This window comes from Paenibacillus praedii, assembly GCF_049725345.1.
In the GTDB taxonomy this organism is placed as follows: domain Bacteria; phylum Bacillota; class Bacilli; order Paenibacillales; family Paenibacillaceae; genus Pristimantibacillus.
In genome coordinates this window covers 25,646-41,966 of record NZ_JBMWAM010000003.1, presented here as the reverse complement: position 1 = coordinate 41,966, position 16,321 = coordinate 25,646, and the positions used below count along the sequence as shown (strand labels likewise).

25 protein-coding genes are annotated in these 16,321 nt (G+C 47.1%); 24 read left to right on the top strand and 1 reads right to left on the bottom strand.

Annotated elements, in window-relative coordinates; all coding sequences use genetic code 11:
* Positions 1-11 precede the first annotated feature (11 nt).
* From ACO9K6_RS04280 to ACO9K6_RS04165, 24 genes are all read left to right on the top strand, one after another.
* Positions 12-230, top strand: a complete 219-nt coding sequence (locus tag ACO9K6_RS04280) for a hypothetical protein (protein WP_424766308.1) — start codon at positions 12-14, stop codon at positions 228-230.
* A 20-nt stretch (positions 231-250) separates the two neighbouring features.
* Positions 251-1,522: a phage portal protein gene (locus ACO9K6_RS04275; RefSeq protein ID WP_424766307.1), complete on the top strand. Its 1,272-nt coding sequence runs from the start codon at positions 251-253 to the stop codon at positions 1,520-1,522.
* Positions 1,506-2,096, top strand: coding sequence for an HK97 family phage prohead protease (locus ACO9K6_RS04270; RefSeq protein ID WP_424766306.1), 591 nt, complete (start codon positions 1,506-1,508; stop codon positions 2,094-2,096). The genes ACO9K6_RS04275 and ACO9K6_RS04270 overlap by 17 nt, the downstream gene beginning before the upstream one ends.
* Before the next feature lie 20 nt (positions 2,097-2,116).
* Positions 2,117-3,331 (top strand): phage major capsid protein, encoded by a 1,215-nt coding sequence (locus ACO9K6_RS04265; RefSeq protein ID WP_424766305.1) that lies wholly within the window; start codon positions 2,117-2,119, stop codon positions 3,329-3,331.
* Between the two features lie 51 nt (positions 3,332-3,382).
* Positions 3,383-3,673: a phage head-tail connector protein gene (locus ACO9K6_RS04260; RefSeq protein WP_424766494.1), complete on the top strand. Its 291-nt coding sequence runs from the start codon at positions 3,383-3,385 to the stop codon at positions 3,671-3,673.
* Positions 3,670-3,978, top strand: a complete 309-nt coding sequence (locus ACO9K6_RS04255) for a phage head closure protein (protein ID WP_424766304.1) — start codon at positions 3,670-3,672, stop codon at positions 3,976-3,978. The genes ACO9K6_RS04260 and ACO9K6_RS04255 overlap by 4 nt, the downstream gene beginning before the upstream one ends.
* 2 nt (positions 3,979-3,980) lie before the next feature.
* The gene (locus ACO9K6_RS04250) at positions 3,981-4,433 is read left to right on the top strand and encodes an HK97 gp10 family phage protein (protein ID WP_424766303.1); all 453 of its coding nucleotides are present in this window, start codon (positions 3,981-3,983) and stop codon (positions 4,431-4,433) included.
* A gap of 5 nt (positions 4,434-4,438) precedes the next feature.
* Positions 4,439-4,837 carry a DUF3168 domain-containing protein gene (locus tag ACO9K6_RS04245; RefSeq protein ID WP_424766302.1) on the top strand — a complete coding sequence of 133 codons (399 nt, stop codon included), beginning with the start codon at positions 4,439-4,441 and terminating at the stop codon, positions 4,835-4,837.
* A 12-nt stretch (positions 4,838-4,849) separates the two neighbouring features.
* A complete protein-coding gene (locus ACO9K6_RS04240; protein ID WP_424766301.1) occupies positions 4,850-5,554 on the top strand; it encodes a phage tail tube protein in 705 nt (234 codons plus the stop codon).
* Positions 5,555-5,612: 58 nt separating this feature from the next.
* A complete protein-coding gene (locus ACO9K6_RS04235) occupies positions 5,613-5,822 on the top strand; it encodes a hypothetical protein (RefSeq protein WP_424766300.1) in 210 nt (69 codons plus the stop codon).
* On the top strand, positions 5,812-6,192 hold the full coding sequence (locus tag ACO9K6_RS04230; RefSeq protein ID WP_424766299.1) for a hypothetical protein: 381 nt from the start codon (positions 5,812-5,814) through the stop codon (positions 6,190-6,192). The genes ACO9K6_RS04235 and ACO9K6_RS04230 overlap by 11 nt, the downstream gene beginning before the upstream one ends.
* A gap of 38 nt (positions 6,193-6,230) precedes the next feature.
* Positions 6,231-6,518: a hypothetical protein gene (locus ACO9K6_RS04225; protein WP_424766298.1), complete on the top strand. Its 288-nt coding sequence runs from the start codon at positions 6,231-6,233 to the stop codon at positions 6,516-6,518.
* Positions 6,519-6,533: 15 nt separating this feature from the next.
* Entirely contained in the window at positions 6,534-9,209 is a 2,676-nt protein-coding gene (locus tag ACO9K6_RS04220) for a phage tail tape measure protein (RefSeq protein WP_424766297.1), read from the top strand.
* A gap of 12 nt (positions 9,210-9,221) precedes the next feature.
* Positions 9,222-9,572, top strand: coding sequence for a DUF6711 family protein (locus tag ACO9K6_RS04215; RefSeq protein WP_424766296.1), 351 nt, complete (start codon positions 9,222-9,224; stop codon positions 9,570-9,572).
* Positions 9,573-9,580: 8 nt separating this feature from the next.
* Positions 9,581-11,152 (top strand): hypothetical protein, encoded by a 1,572-nt coding sequence (locus tag ACO9K6_RS04210; RefSeq protein WP_424766295.1) that lies wholly within the window; start codon positions 9,581-9,583, stop codon positions 11,150-11,152.
* Positions 11,152-11,805, top strand: coding sequence for a hypothetical protein (locus tag ACO9K6_RS04205; RefSeq protein WP_424766294.1), 654 nt, complete (start codon positions 11,152-11,154; stop codon positions 11,803-11,805). Before ACO9K6_RS04210 ends, ACO9K6_RS04205 begins: the two co-directional genes overlap by 1 nt.
* Positions 11,806-11,819: 14 nt before the next feature.
* Entirely contained in the window at positions 11,820-12,002 is a 183-nt protein-coding gene (locus tag ACO9K6_RS04200; RefSeq protein ID WP_424766293.1) for a hypothetical protein, read from the top strand.
* A 74-nt stretch (positions 12,003-12,076) separates the two neighbouring features.
* Positions 12,077-12,613, top strand: coding sequence for a hypothetical protein (locus ACO9K6_RS04195; protein WP_424766292.1), 537 nt, complete (start codon positions 12,077-12,079; stop codon positions 12,611-12,613).
* Positions 12,613-13,491: a hypothetical protein gene (locus ACO9K6_RS04190; protein WP_424766291.1), complete on the top strand. Its 879-nt coding sequence runs from the start codon at positions 12,613-12,615 to the stop codon at positions 13,489-13,491. Before ACO9K6_RS04195 ends, ACO9K6_RS04190 begins: the two co-directional genes overlap by 1 nt.
* A 13-nt stretch (positions 13,492-13,504) precedes the next feature.
* On the top strand, positions 13,505-13,828 hold the full coding sequence (locus tag ACO9K6_RS04185; protein ID WP_424766290.1) for a hypothetical protein: 324 nt from the start codon (positions 13,505-13,507) through the stop codon (positions 13,826-13,828).
* A gap of 17 nt (positions 13,829-13,845) precedes the next feature.
* On the top strand, positions 13,846-14,025 hold the full coding sequence (locus ACO9K6_RS04180) for a hypothetical protein (RefSeq protein WP_424766289.1): 180 nt from the start codon (positions 13,846-13,848) through the stop codon (positions 14,023-14,025).
* Between the two features lie 31 nt (positions 14,026-14,056).
* Complete coding sequence (locus tag ACO9K6_RS04175) at positions 14,057-14,344, top strand: hemolysin XhlA family protein (RefSeq protein WP_424766288.1); 288 nt, start codon at positions 14,057-14,059, stop codon at positions 14,342-14,344.
* Positions 14,341-14,577 (top strand): hypothetical protein, encoded by a 237-nt coding sequence (locus ACO9K6_RS04170; protein ID WP_424766287.1) that lies wholly within the window; start codon positions 14,341-14,343, stop codon positions 14,575-14,577. Before ACO9K6_RS04175 ends, ACO9K6_RS04170 begins: the two co-directional genes overlap by 4 nt.
* Positions 14,570-15,937 carry an N-acetylmuramoyl-L-alanine amidase gene (locus ACO9K6_RS04165; protein WP_424766286.1) on the top strand — a complete coding sequence of 456 codons (1,368 nt, stop codon included), beginning with the start codon at positions 14,570-14,572 and terminating at the stop codon, positions 15,935-15,937. The genes ACO9K6_RS04170 and ACO9K6_RS04165 overlap by 8 nt, the downstream gene beginning before the upstream one ends.
* 45 nt (positions 15,938-15,982) lie before the next feature.
* On the opposite strand, the gene ACO9K6_RS04160 is transcribed toward ACO9K6_RS04165, so the two are convergent.
* Positions 15,983-16,318, bottom strand: a complete 336-nt coding sequence (locus ACO9K6_RS04160) for a DUF3862 domain-containing protein (protein ID WP_424766285.1) — start codon at positions 16,316-16,318, stop codon at positions 15,983-15,985.
* Between the last annotated feature and the right edge of the window lie 3 nt (positions 16,319-16,321).

Here is a 16,321-nt window from a genome sequence, read left to right as displayed (position 1 = left end):
AGGACTTTAATATGGAACACGATTGTAAAGAACTGCCCCAATCGTTGCGATGTACTTATTGTCAAAGAAAAGCAAAACCGCCGATCGGAATTATACCGCGTTACCTATGGGACAAGCAGCGCGCGGTAGGGTTGAAAGAAGCGATTGAACGTTACATTAACGAGGGTTTCCCCGTTCCTCCTGAATGGATCGAAGAATACAACGAGCTTATCAGTAAGCGCAATTGGTAACGGCTGAAAGGTGAAGGGGGGTGAAAGAAAAGTTGACCGAGAAGCGTAATTTCTTTCAAATGATATTCGGAATGAATCGCCAACCGCCGAAAAACGGGACGTACATGCAAATGATGAACAGCGCCCCAACCTTTTACGACTTCACAGGCGAGGGTTACGACAGTGACACGGTTCGCAGTACGGTCGATGCTTTTGCTCGGAACGTCGGTAAGCTCAAGCCGAAGCACATAAGGCGTGTTAACGGCAATGTAAGTGAGCCAGTGAACAAGAGTATCGAATGGCTGCTACAAACTAGGCCGAATCAGTTCATGGACGCTTACAGCTTCTATTATCGGCTGGCGACGCAATTCCTGATGAGCAATAACGTATTCGTCTGGATACGCTACAAGCCGAACAGCAGCGTGATAGAGGGATTTTATCCGCTTGTGTCGTCGTCTGTCGAGCTACTTAATGTTAATGGCGAAATGGCTGTGCGCTTCCGTTTCTATGATGGCAAAGAGTACACCGCGCCTTACAATGACGTCATTCACTTGCGGCGGTTCTTTTTTAATAATGACATGTTTGGAGAATCGAACAAATCGGCATTGTCGCCTATCCTTAATCTCATTTCTGTAACTAATCAAGGCATCGCGAACGCCGTTAAAAGCTCGGCAATGTTGCGCGGCATATTGAAGTTTACCGGGATGATTAAAGATACGGACATGGAGAAGCAGCGCGCAGATTTTCAAAGCAAATACATGTCAGCATCTAATCATGGCGGCATAGCTGCAACGGATTCAAAAGCTGAGTACGTCCCGCTTAATTCTGACCCTAAAATGATCGACGATAAGCAAATGAGTGCTATGGAACGTAAGGTTTACAGCTACTTCGGAACGAATGAAAAGATTGTCCAATCTAATTATTCAGAGCAGGAGTGGAACGCCTTTTACGAGTCCATGATTGAGCCGTTCGCGCTTCAAATGGGGCTAGAGTTTACAGCGAAAGTGTTCAGCAGCGGGGCGCAGAACCACGGCAACGAGATCATTTTCGAAGCTAATCGCCTGCAATATGCTTCGAATGATACGAAGGTCAAGATCATTGAAACGCTGATGGATCGCGGCATGCTGTCCATGAACCAAGGGCTTGAGATTTTCAATCTACCGCCGATCAAAGACGGAGATAAACGAATCTTGAGCTTGAACTTTATTGATGCGGATAAAGCGAGCGAATATCAGCTCGGGAAGGTCAAAGGCTCGAAAGAGCCACCACCAGACGAGGAAGGGGGTGAAGAACAAAATGACGATGAAGAATGACCGCGACTATAGAACGTTCGAAGTCGAAGCTCGTTCCATTGATGGCTCAGATGATTTGCTAGTCGAGGGCTACGCCGCGACATTCAATTCGCCTACGGTGCTTTATTCGTATGACGGAGTTGACTATAAAGAGGTCATTGACGCTCGCGCATTCGAAGGTGCTGACATGTCGGACGTGATTTTCAACTATAATCACGGCGGCAAAGTTGTCGCTCGGACGCGTAACAATACGTTGGAGCTTACGACCGATAGCAGGGGCTTGCATATCCGCGCTAAGGTCGGCGGCACCGTTGAAGGTCGAAATCTTCACCAGGAGATACGCGACGGCTATATCGACCGTATGAGCTTTCGTTTTGCTGTTGCTGAGGATTCATATGATCGTAAAACACAAACGCGAACGATCTTGAAGTTCAAAAAGATTTATGACGTGTCAGCCGTAGACATTCCTGCTTACGACGATACTTCAATACAGGCTAGAAGCTTCTTTGAAGCCGAAGCCGAAAAAATGAAACGAGAAGCCGAGGACGCCGAAAAACGTCAGCGGCTTTTGTTATTGATAGACACTATTTCCTAATTTGAGAGGGGTAATTATAAATGAATCGTCTACAAGAAATCGCAGCACGTCTGCAAGAAATTCGTTCCGCACTAGCTGGAACTGGTCAAGTTGATGTGGCAGCACTACAAGCAGAGGTTGAAGCGTTGAATGCCGAAAAAGGCAACATCGAAGCGCGTAACGCTTTGATGAACGGCATTCCTGAGAACGTGACAGCGGTGACGGTTCCGAATCCGGCGAACACTACGCCTGCTGCTGAGGTGGATCGTTTTAACACGATCGAATACCGTAACGCGTTCATGAAATTCGCAAAAACGGGCGTAATGGCTCCTGAGTTCAGCGGCCAAGAATACCGTGCAAATGCTACAACTGCGGTTGCCGACGCTACAGCGGTTGTGCCTACAACCATCTTGAACGAGATGCTTGTTAAGCTTTACACAACAGGTCAAATCTACAAACGCGTTCGCAAGCTGAACATTCAAGGTGGCGTCCAAGTTCCTATCTTGTCACTTAAACCAGTCGCAACATGGATCGGTGAGACAGCCGTATCCGACCGTCAAAAAGTACAAGCAAATACAAACGTTACTTTTACTTACTTCGGTTTGGAATGCCGCGTTTCTCAAACGTTGCTTTCTAACACCGTAACGCTTGCGGCGTTTGAATCGACAATCATTTCTCTTATTGTTGAAGCTATGGCAAGAGCACTAGACGTTGCAATCATTAAAGGTACGGGCGTAGGTCAACCGCTTGGAATCACTGTTGATCCACGGGTAGTGGCCGGCCAAACAGTTACGTTGTCCAAGGGAACAGCGAAGGAATTTTCTTCGTGGGAAGCTTGGCAGAAAAAAGTAATGGCTAAAATTCCATTGTCCTACAGCGCGGGCGGTACATTCATCATGGCTAAAGGTACGTTCGAAGCTCAAATCAACGGCATGGTAGGCACAGACGGTCAACCTATCGGACGTGTTAACTACGGTATTACTGATGGTTCGCAAGAGCGCTTTGCAGGCAAAGAGGTTATTTTGGTCGAGGATGATGTAATCAAACCATGCACAGACCAAGCAGCTTCGGTAGTTGGCGATATTCTCGCTATCTTCGTTCGTCTGGACGACTATGCAATCAACTCCAACATGCAAATGCAAATGGCGCGTTGGTTTGATCAAGACAAAAACGAGTGGGTAGATAAAGCAATCCTTATCTGCGACGGCAAATTGATCGACCCAGACGGCGTAATCATCGTCAAAGTAGCAGCTTAATAAACGCGAGGGGCTTCGGCCCCTCTTTAGTTTGGGGGTTATACCGTGTCTATGTTAACGGACATAAAGCAGGCTCTGAGAATTAGCGCGTCAACGACGATTTACGATACGGAGGTCATGGACTTGATAGCGGCAGCACGGGACGATCTGCGGCTCGCAGGTGTTATTGATTCCAAAGTAGAAAACGACGCTGACACGCTGATTAAAAGGGCTATAACGACCTACTGCAAAGCGCAATTTGGTTTTGATAACTCGGACGCTGAACGATTCCAGAAGTCCTATGACATGCTCAAAATGCACCTCACACTCTCACAGGAGTACACGGTAGAGGTAGCGCCATGATGTGGCGTTCATCTGTTGGGCTGATAGCAGTTACGAAGGTTCAAAACCAATACAAAGAGCTTGAAGACGTAGACGGCGAACCGCGAGAGGTTATGTGTAACAAAAAGTCTGTAGGCAGCCGTGAGGTTTACCAAGCCGCAGCAGTAGGCATGAAGCCTGAATTCATTATTGAGCTAATGAGTGCTGAGTACCAAGACGAGCCTAAACTCCTGGATAACGGCATTGTCTATCATGTCATAAGAACGTATTCCAAGAGTGGCGAGAAAGTCGAGTTGACTTGTTCTCGCTATCCAATGGGGGGCTGACAATGGCGCGTAGGACGTTAGCAGACATAAGAGGGCTTGACGAACTTCGCAGGGCTGTACGCGAATTGGAGAAAGTCCCGACAAAGGTAGCAAGCAAGGCAGCACGTGCAGGCGGTAAAATCGCTCTAGCTTCTGCCAGGTCGAGCGCTCCAAAGGAAACGGGCGCACTTAAAAAGGGAATCATCATGCGAGCCGAGAGAACGCGTAAACGCGGCAAGAAGGTTTTTGACATAAAGATTGACCCAAAGAATAACGACATTTTCGTTAAGGAAACGAGAAACGGTCGGAAGTATTATCCGGCATCGCAGGAATACGGCTTTTTGACCGTTAATGGGAAGTTCATTGAGGGCAAGCGTTATTTGCGAAAAGCCATAACGGACAATGAGCGTGAGATTGAACGCGCAATAGTCAGAATGGGCTTACAAGAAATAAATAAGGCGTTGAATGAGAGGTGAATTGAATGAGTTTTGAAGCTGCTTTGTCCGATGAACTGGAAGCAATCGCAGGGCTTGCGGGCAAGGTCTTCCCCTTGTTCGCTCCTGAGTTCGACGACGATAACAACGGCATCAAAGCCCCTTACATTCGCTATCAGTCGAATTACGGGGTGAACGGAAAGACCCTCGACGGCTTTACTTCTGACCGGGAAATTGAATGCGACATTAAAATTCTCGCAGTCAAATACCGGGAAATGAAAGAGCTGGTCGAGCAAGTCATGAACGTCTTAAAAAGTTTCGAGCGTCGGGCCATTGGCTCCGGCGCTTTTTTTATACAAGAAATAACGTTTGAACCGCCGGCGGAGCTTTACGAACCGTTACCCCGGCTTAATCGGTGCGACATTGTTTTCACAGTACATTTATAGGGAGGTTTTTTTATGATTCAACGGGCATTAGGTACTACTATTCAAATCGGCGCAAACCTTATCGCAGGATTGACGTCTATTGCAGGCTTGGAGCTTTCGGCTGAAACAATCGATACAACTACACTTTCGTCTGCTGGCGGTTACCGCGAGTTTATCGGCGGGTTTAAGGACGGCGGTGAAGTTGGTATTTCCGGGCACTTTGACGCTCAAGACACAAACGGTCAAATTGCTTTGTATGATTCTTTTCAATTGGGCAGCACTAACCCATATACAATCATTTTTCCGGGGGGCGGTTCGTGGACATTTAGTGGCGTCGTAACTGGATTCAGCACAGGCGCGGAGCTTGAGGATACTATCTCCTTTGAAGCTACAATTAAGGTATCTGGCGCCCCGGCGTTTGGTCTTACACAATCTGGCGGGTTAACGGCTCTAGCCCTTACAGGTGCAGGCGGCACACTATCGCCTGCTTTTGCTGTAGGCAACCGCGCTTACAGTTTCGGCGGCGTAACTGCTGCATCCGTTACAATCACGCCTACAGCAGCAGCGCACACAATCAAGCTTTATATCGATGATGTGTACTCGCAGGATCTTGTTTCCGGCTCGCCGTCTGCTGCTATCCCGCTGACTATCAACGTCGGTAAGCGTCTGACAATCATCGCGTATGAAGCGGCCAAAGCGCCGAAAATTTACGAGGTAGTAGCTATTAAAACAGCTTAATTAATCAAGGCCGGGGCGTTCGCGTTCTGGCCTTATTTTATTTTGCAGGAGGTACAAAATGATTTTCCATGACTTAAAAATAACCGGGAATGGCCGACAATGTGAAATCACGTTAGACGGTCAAAAGATCAACGGCGTTTACAGCGTCGAGTTTTCGGCTGCGGTTGATGATATACCGAGGTTGAAGCTGGAATTATTCATTGGCAAGCACGACATCGATATACAAGTTCTGAACATTGAAGTGGAGGAAAAAGAAGATGGCAAATAACAATGATGTTGTATGGATCAAGTTAGACAGGCTTCGCGAACTGCGGTTTGGTCACAAGGCAATCAAAAAAATGTTGGCGCTAGGAAGCAAAAGCGTTGAGGACATGGAAGAAGGGCAAGAGGCGGCAGCAACCCTTGAGATGATGGAGGAAATCGAAGAAGTTCTATTCTTTGGATTGCAGAAGGATGCCGAAGACAACAACGAAACGTTAACCCTCGAAATGATGGAGGATTTATTGGATCGTGCCGAAAGCTTCGAATACGTACAAGAAAAAATTGCTGAAGCTTACGCAAAGGGCATGGGCAGGAAATCGGGAAACGATCCAACTCCGGTGAAACCGAACAGGGCGACGCGTCGGGCGGCGAAGTAAATCCGTTCGATTGGGATCAATCACTAAAAAACGCGTTTATGATCGGGATCAAGCCGCATGAATACAACGACATGACCCCGCACGAACTGAACCTCTGTATTGAAGCGTATCTCGAAAGGACGGAAACGGAGCGGAAAGGCGCAGAATTTTTGGCGTACATGAATGCGAAATTCCCGCTGTATAAGAAATTCCCGAAAACGTTTGACGAAGCTTTTGGATACGACAAAGAAGCGAAACAGGCAGAGCTTCGGAAAGAACAAACAGAGGATCAAATGTTGAAAAAGATCATGGAATTGAACGCTGCATTCGGCGGGACAGTTTACTAGGAAGGAGGGAGAACCATGTCACTCGTTAAACAGTTAATGATCCGCGCTGGCGCTGACTTTTCGCAAATGAGAACAGAGCTTATAAAAGCGCGGAAAGACCTCGACAAGTTTAGAAGTGGCATAAACCGTACCGTTGCGGGCATTGGTGCGGCATTGGCTGGCATTGGGGCGGGGATTACGTTAGGTTCTGCTATGGCTGACGCTATCAAATTCGAAGCTCTAATGGGGACATTGAGCCAAACGCTAGGCAGAAGCGCGAACGATTTTGTTAAATGGCAACAGACCGTTGGTGACGCTATGGGATTTTCAAAGCTGGAAGCTGTGGAAATGGCTAACAACTATAGCTTGCGGCTGAAATCCATAGCGAAAGATGAGCAGGACTTGCTCAAGAAAACGACCGACTTGATAAAAGCGGCTGCAATCATCCGAAGCAAAACGGGCATGAGTTCGATTGAGATTTCAGACCGCATGCGCTCTGCGATGAACCAAGAAGCGGACGGGGCTGACGAACTTGGTATTAACGTTCGCGTCGCCGCTATTCAACAATCAAACGCATATAAGATGCTGGCGAACAATGCGCCGTGGGATTCGATGAATGAGGGTTTAAAGAAAACAATTCTCTACCATCACATTTTAGAATCAACGACCAACAATTTCGGGACTGAGATTGCGCAAAACACAGCTTTACTAAAAGGCGGCTTTGTTGCTGCGCTTGGTGACACTAGGCTGGCGCTAGGCCAAGCGTTTCTGCCTATACTCAACATTGCATTGCCGTTGCTCACAAGGATGGCAAGGGCGGCAGAAGTCGCATTCATTAAGGTTGCAGCACTCATGCGGGCTTTGTTCCCAAAGTCAAACATAGCGGCAGGCGCGGCGACTACAGCCGTCGTTGATTCACAAGAAAGTTCGGTAAGCGGTCTAGGTGACGCGTACAAAGATGCAGCAGGCGCCGCCGACAAAGCAGGCAAGGCGGCTAAGAAAGCGGCGGGATCGGTCGCGGGCTTCGATGAGGTGAACATTCTCGCGGATCCGAAAGAAGCGGCAGGCGGTGGGGATGAACCGATAGGCGGCGTGGATATTCCGGCTTTTGACCCCGGCAGTTTTGCAGATCCTACTTTACAAGTCACTGAGCAAGTGGGCGCAATGGTTGAAAAGATCAAAGGTTTGCTATCCAAGGTTAATTTTAATCCTTTGATCGAAGCTTTTGGAAAGCTCAAAACGGCTGTTGCTCCGATAACGGCAACATTATTCGATGGTTTAAAATGGCTGTGGGATAACATTCTTGTACCACTCGGCAAGTGGACAATTGAAGATTTTCTGCCCGCGTTTTTAACCGCTATTGCCGGAGCGTTAACCGTACTAAATCCGCTGCTTACAACCTTTCAAACCCTTGGCATATGGCTGTGGGATAACTTCCTTAAGCAAATAGCTACATGGACAGGGGCGGCAATTGTTGCCAGCCTGAACAGTCTTGGGGGCGCTTTGACGACTATCGGCAATTGGATGTCAAAAAACCAGTCAGTTGTCACTGTCACGACTGCTGCCGTTGGTTTGTTTTTCGGAGCTTGGAAGGTCGTTGAATTAATGGCCTTCATTCAAACCTCTGGCGGGTTGGCGTTGGCATTTGCGAAGATCACAACGGCAATTAAAGCGGCGACTGTCGCAAAGATTGCAAACGCGTATCAAACTGTTGTTCTATCTGCTATGTATGCTAAAGATTTAGTTGTCGCTATCGCCGCATCAACCGTTGAGCTTATTAAGAGCGCGGCGAGGTGGGTTGCTTCGACTGCCGCTATGGTTGCAAATAAGATCGCCCTCGGCGCTTCCACTGTTGCTCAATGGTCTATGACAGCGGCAACGATCGCTTGGAATGTTGCTGCGGGTATTGGCGCGGCGGTCACTACTGCTTTCGGTGTTGCAATGGCTATCCTGACCTCACCAATTACATTAGTTATCGCCGCAATAGCGTTGCTTGTTGTAGGCATCATACTGCTCGTTAAACATTGGGACGAGGTTAAGATCGTCGCGGGTAAAGTTTGGGATTGGATTAAAGGCGTGTGGTCGGTCGCTTACAAATGGCTCGACGACAAGGTTATTAAGCCTATAGCTGATGGATTCAGCGGCATGTGGGACGGTGTAACAGAAGCCGTTGGGAATGCGTGGGAAACTGTTAAAAGTGTATGGGGTAACGTAACGCAATGGTTTTCGAGTAATGTTTTGGTACCATTCGCGAATATGCACCTTGCTATCTTCAACGGAATAATTGACGGTGTGAATTGGGTCATTCGGGCGCTTAATAAAATCAAATTTGATATACCTGATTGGGTGCCTGGGATTGGCGGCAAGAGCTTCGCAATCAATTTAGAAGAAGTTCCTAAATTGCCTAAGTTCCAAACGAAACTAGCTCGCGGTGGTATCTTTGATACTAAAACCGACATAGGCAACAATCGCGTCGCTGGCGAATCTGGGTCCGAACTTGTCATGCCGTTAGAAAATACTGGTTTTGTCGAAAAGGTAGCTTCTGCGCTCGGAACAGCTGTAATGACCGCTATGCAAATGTCACAGGGTCAAAACCAAGGCAAGGGCGAAACGGTTATACAGATGGACGGCCGCGTTTTGGCTCGCGCTATCCAGCCGTATTTGTCTAATGAAAGTGGTCGATTAGGCGGCTCACTGATTACAACGACATAGGAGGGGCGCATAATGGCTCTATTGCAAATTAACGGGGTTGATATGCCGGCCCCTTCTTCATTAAGTATCGGCGCACAAGATATAGGCAAGTGGGAACGGAACGCCAGTGGGAGTATGATCGGGGAGATTATCGCAACTAAAGCGAAAATTGAACTTGAGTGGAAATACCTTACACCCGCGCAGCTTGCGCAGATTCTTTCGGCTATCGATTCGACATTTTTTAACGTGACTTACACGGACCCGAAGACTAATTCGCTCCGTACTATGAGTTGCTACAAGGGCGATAGGAACATGGGAATTATGGATTTTATCGGCGGCGTGCTGCGGTATAAGGATTTAAAAGTAAATTTTATTGAAAAGTAGGTGGGCGCATGTATCCAACAACTAACGAATATAAAGCGGCGGTTTACGCGCCCACTCGCCGCGTTACCGCTCGCGTTACTGTGGACATATCTGACGTTACCGCAGAGGGCGACGTGTCAAGCATCGCCACAACGACAGAATTAGCTTCTATCAGCCAGAAAGCCCAAGTCAATAACGATGTGTACGATTCGACATACCACCTCGCTACGCTTGAGCAGGATCGTTTCAAGCTTGACGGCTCTTTTTCATTCCCGGATTCAACAGCGGCGAACAATGGCGAAACGGGTTTCGTTTCAAGCGTCTTGTGCGGTGCTGACGGGGTGTTCTCCACGCCGCAAACGATCGCGATCACATTCGGCGGGTTGCACACAAGCGCGGGCGTTACGGTGACGTTTGATCGATTTGGCAACGAATACGCGACAGACTTCAACGTTAGTGTTTACAATGCTTCTGACTTCCTTCTCGAAAGCGTCAACGTTACGGGCAACACACTGGCGCTATGCCCTGTATTCGGGCAATTCGAAAGTTATAAAAAAGTAGTGGTGACGATAAATAAATGGAGCGTAGGCAATCGGCGGGCGAGGGTGCTGGAAGTTGACTTCGGTTTCCTTGCATCTTATGACGATGAAAAGCTCATTTACTGCGGGCTTATTGAAGAAATGGATATGACAAGCGGTTCCCTGCCGTCGCCTGAGTTCCGTTTTGTGGTTGATAACTCGGATCGTCTTTTCAACATCTTAAACCCTGCGGGATACGTCAAATATCTACAGCAACGGCAAGAAGTCATTGCTGAACTAGGCTTGGAAATAACTCCGGGGGTTTATGAATACACCCCGCTAGGCAAGTATCTGCTTTGGGATTGGACGAGCGAAGAAGGATCGTTAACCGCATCGTTCACAGCTCGGACTAATCTTGATTTGATGGCGAATTTCACTTACGAGCAATTAACAGCCAGCGCGAAATCTCTCGCAGCTCTAGCTATTCAAATATTCACCGCCTGTGGCATAACAAATTACAGTTTGGATGCTGCGTTATCCGGCATAACCACAAACTCTATGGTTAAGGCGACCGATTGCAAGACGGTTATTCAAATGATCGCCATTGCCGGACGATGCAACTTATTTGTAACCCGCGACAATGTAATCACGGTCAAGCGCATGACGTTCGGTTCTGCCGTTGATCGCATCGACTTCGACAACGCCTATAACGAGCCTAAGATTGAGCTAGAGCGCGTTGTTAAACAGGTTGACGTTACGTACTGGACTAACCTTGATACGGCGGTTGTGTCCTCAGTGACGGCGGCAGGCGTTGACGTTGGCGACGTTCTCAAGCTTGAAGGGAACACGCTGATTAATGATTCGACGGTCGCGCTTGCTGTGGCAAATTGGATATTGGCACAAAAACAATATAGAGCGAAGTATTCCGTCAACTGGCGCGGAAATCCTTCGCATGAGTTGGCAGACGTAATAGCTATTGAGAACACCTACGGAGCCGATATGAACGCGATGATTACAAAAACCGAGCTGACATATCAAGGATACTTGCAAGCTCGGTCAGAAGCGAAAGGGGGCGTTAATTAGTGGCAATAATTACGCTAAATGATTTATATGATAAGTGGAAAAAAGTCGCAGATTGGGTGACGGGATCTGATGCGGTTTCTGCTCCTGCTGTCAAACTAACGGGGAGCATACCGGCAGGCGATAACGCGCTTGGTCAAGTTAAAGAATTAGTTTGGGCAGGCGGTACTAATTTTCAAAACCCTATTATGGGAACAAGTGATTCGCAAAGTTCACTTTATATTCCAAGCGCAGGAACAACAGCTTTCAATGGCACTACATGGGACCGATGGCGAAATAATCAGCAAGGTACACTTTTGGCTAGTGCTACGAGAACGGCTAATACAACAACGCCTAATCAGACTAATCATAATGCACGTGGTGTACTTGTTAGTTTAATAGTTACGGCTGCTAGTGGTACAGGTGGATTACAAATTCAAGTTTATGGTTTAAGTCAAAATGGTGGCGTTCTTGGATATAGTGCTCCACTTCCCTCATCGGCTATTACTACCACTGGTCGCTATGTTTATACTTTATATCCTTCTGCATCATTATCTATAGGAGGAAACATGGTTGCTGCTGTAAATCAACCACTAGTGAGAACATGGTATGTAACTATATCACATTTAGACGGCACTAATTACACGTATTATGTTGATTTTGCACTAATTCAATAGGGAGGTTTTATAATATGCTAACATTTGTTTATGAATATCCTGCTTATTATCAAATACTTGTAACCGATGGTACAGAAACAAACTCTTTTTCTTATAATTGGGGAAAAGATCAAGACCTTGAAACAAGTGAGAGAGAAGCTTTGCTATTAGCAGAATCAGAAATCGCGAGCCGACAAGCGCCTGTTATGGTTCTATAGTTGTTCGATAGCACAATAAGCAAAGGCTCATGGTTAACTCCATTGAGCCTTTTAAGCATGTAAGGCGGTGATGTATGAGGGATTATACAGCGTTTTGGACACCGAATGCTGACGGTGACTCGGCTACGGGACAAGACTCAACAACGACATACGACGACACGCAGGGCGCAGAAGTTTTTTTCATTGACTTCATCGACCCTGCTTTATTGTTCTACGATCCTCGAATTGATTGGACGGCGCAAAATTTCATAAACGCCGACGACTTCAACGCAATTGAGTGGAACGGCGAAACGGTCAAGCAGTTTCTTGAAAGCATTCAATACGAAATGCCCGCATTGACGACGGTCACGAACCGTACACAGGCAAGCGTCGATTTCCTGACGAGCATAAACCGCATCGAAAATAATCTTGATGCGATCCGTTCCGCGTTCTTAACGCCGCCGAGCTATCAACCTAAAAAGGTTTGGACGCTGGGAAAAGGGTTCAACAATAACGACGCTATTCGGCTTGAACAAAATATTAAATTGTTAATGGATTACGGGTTGCTTGTATACCAAAGCTTTCGCTATTGCGGCGCTACGATATGCGGCGACGGGGGAGGATTGATCTAATGGCTTACAGTAAAACAACGTGGGTAGACAGGGCGGTAGCTACTCCGAATAAGTACACGAAAAGTGGCGAAACGCCAACCGAAGTCACACTTATACAAGCGCCTGGAACTATCACGCAAGCGGGAACGCCGATAAATGCGAACAATCTTAATAAGATTGAAGTAGGTTTGGAAGCTGCGGCGGCGATAGCGGATACGGCTTTGGCGGCAGGAAACGCGGCTTTGCCGAAAGCTGGCGGCATTATGACAGGCGGGGTAACTATCGACGCTGTGAACGGAATGATTGAATTAGGCAAGATAGGTTCGTCTAATACGCCTTATATCGATTTTCATTCTAGCGCGAATGTTAATGATTATGACGCAAGGATGATCGCGACAGGGGGTGCACCATCTACAGGACAAGGTACAATCGATGTAATATCGAGCGACTTTATGGTGAATGGTGTAACTGTAAGGAACAAGTATATAACTCCAAGTGATACGGTTATTCTCTCATCGCCTACCGAGAAACAAGGCGAATCAGCCGTTCTAAAAATTTTCAATGTAAGGTATGGCGGTAAGTATCGCTTAAAGGGGGAAATTAGATCGGCTACCGCTGGCAGTACGGCTAGAATTTATGCTCTGATAGCCCCTGCAACAACTTCTTCATCAATAAGTCACGACTCTTCAAGTCCAAACGCACTACCTCCAAATACGCCGCAGACTACATCTGGAACATATGTCGCATTCTCTACTGATTTTGCAATTGACATACCTCCCAATAGTTCAATAACTATTTATGCAATGACTAATAGCTCAAACACATTTGTTCGAAATGTCACATTGTGCGGCTCAGAAGGTTACGAAAACAATGGAGTAAATTCCATCCAGCTTAACTAGGAGGTGAATGTGCATGTTGATTGAATACGACAAAGCAACCGGCGTGTTACTTAACGCTACAATGGGTGGAGTTTCATATTCGGAACTACCCGAAACGAGTGGTTCGTGCATCGTACTCGATGAGCAACTTTCCGAAGAGATTTGGCTATCTCACACAAATGGCGGTCAAGTTATAATCGCCGTGGATGCAGATGGAAATTTCCTTTCAGCAGATATTGAAGCAGTAACACCGAAAACTCCAGACATTCCAAAAACAGACGATCAACTTCGCATTGAACAATTAGAAACTGAACTAGCAGACGTACAACTAGCTTTGGCTGAATTATTCACAATATAAAATAGGAGTGATTTATCATGGCAATGCCAATGTATAAGATCAGAATTATAGCAGCAGCTTGTATTACTCGTTACAACCACGGTGAGGGCGACATAGATGATATTGTTAATTCCTATCACATGGGCGCGGAGGATCGCGCATTAGTCATGGCTGAGATTTACAGCCGCCGTCCTGACATCGAAGCGGCAAACGTTTAAAAACGGTTTCAATTATAGGGAGGTTGAAGCCGTGACAACGGAACAACAATTAGCGGAAATATCGGTAAAGGTCGGGCGTGTAGAGGTCATGCAAGAAATGAACGCAAAGGCGATTATTGAAATGGCTGCAAGTGTTCAACGTCTCGTTGATAAGCTTGAGAAATCCGATGACGTAGCGCGGGAAGCATTGGATAAATCAAAATCGGCGCATCACAGGTTAGATAACATAGACGATAATCAAAAATGGATCTGGCGAACGGTGGTCGGTGCAATTCTAGCAGGACTAATCGGGCTATTCTGGAAGGGGTACGGAGGATGATAGAAAGCGAAATCTTACAGCTTGCCGCGCTTGTCGCTGCTTATGTTGGCGTCGCTAAGAGCTTTGGCTTAAAAGATAAATGGACTCATCCGACCGCGATCATCATAGCCGCGGTCTTTGTTTTGGTACCAGACGTTGTACAAGACAAAATTGCACTTATATCGATCATTGGATTAACTGCCAGCGGCGCTTACCAGTACGTTAAAAAGCGGGAAGGTGAGAAGAGTGGCTAATTACGTTTACAAGGTCTTTGACCCTAAAACGGATACCATTTACGCGGCCCACTTAAATGGAGCAACGGTTAAGGAGATAGGACAGCGGGAACAAGCAGACGTTGCTCTGAACTTCAACTATGCCGATGATGATATTGGTGTACCAATTGGGCGGCTAATAGCAGGCGGTAAGACTGTTATAAACGACATACCGAAAACGAAGCTGCGCGATGAGCTTTACATGCTGCCGGACAAGTCTTTGCACATAGGCAAGCATCCCGCGCCTGTATGGGCTATTCAAGGCTCGCCGCCGCTGCTTAAAAGTGGTAAGGACGTTATTGCCGCAGGCGTTAAACGTGACCGAACAGGCACAGACATTTACACGCGGGCAGCACTCAGAACGGCGGTAGGTATTACGGCAGATGGTAAGCTTGTTGTCGTGAGAACCTATGAAGCGTATACCCTGACCGAGCTGGCAGCGTTAATGCTAAAGCTCGGCTGCGTCGATGCTCTTAATGGTGACGGCGGCGGCAGCTCCTACATGTATCCGGCTGATACCGGGTTCGGTCGCAAACTCGGCTCGGCGCTGATTATGAAAAAAGGGGAAGTGGAACCAGTGAGCAAACCTATATTGATTATCGACCCTGGACACGGCGGGACTGATCCAGGCGCAGGCGGTAACGGAATCGTTGAAAAAGAATACACGCTCAAAATCTCGCTATATCAGTATGAACGTTTCAAGCAGCTCGGCGTTGCGGTTGCGTTAACCCGCGACAATGACCGCTCGCTCGATTCGATTCAGCGAACAAACATAGTCAAGGATAGCGGCGCGAAGTATTGTATTTCGAATCACATTAACGCGGCTGGTTCTGCGGACGCTGCAGGCGCTGAAATCATTCACAGCATCCACAATGACGGCAAGCTTGCTCATGCCATCGCCTACGCTCTGAGGGATGCAGGACAAGTGCTGCGGAAAACCCCTGTGTACTCGAAAGCGAATGAAGCGGTAGATCACTTTTTCATGCACAGGCTGACAGGATCGGTGACGACCTTAATCGTTGAGTATGGATTTCTTTCTAATGTTGCCGACGCCGATAGAATCAAAGCCAACTGGAAAGCATACGCAGAAGCCGTTGTACGCTCTTTCTGCTCGTTCATCGGACATCCTTACACTAAACCAGTCGAAGAGGTTGCGAAGCCACAACAGCCAACAGGGACGTTCAAGGACGTACCCGCGAATCATTGGGCGAAAGCTTCAATCGACAAGGCACTAGCGAAAGGCATCATTGCTGGCGTATCTCCTACATTGTTCGGGGTTGGTCAACCAGTGACCCGTGAACAGCTTGTCGTCATATTGGATCGGCTCGGACTACTTGAATAAAACGAAAGCCCTTGACCTTAATCGGTCGAGGGCTTTTTTTTGTTCTTATTTTAATCCTACCTGTGCTTTAGTTATCAATTTACCACCTTGAAACATCAATTGTGCATTAGCGCCTATACTGCCTTTGCCCTCAAATTGGTAAGCGGCTGTGTGGAGTTCTTCACCTTCCGTACCTGATTCGACTGTTAGTTCTCCTTCTCCTCCGATGATTCCAACAATCTCCTCGTAGGTCATTCCGTCTTTAATTTGATCAAATTCTTCCTTTGTAATTTCCGGCGAGTTTTTAGATTCGTTTGTTGATACTCCTGTCGGTTCAGTACCCCCACAGGCAGTGAGCAAGATTACACCAAGAACTAATAATGTTAGTGCGATTTTTTTCAAATT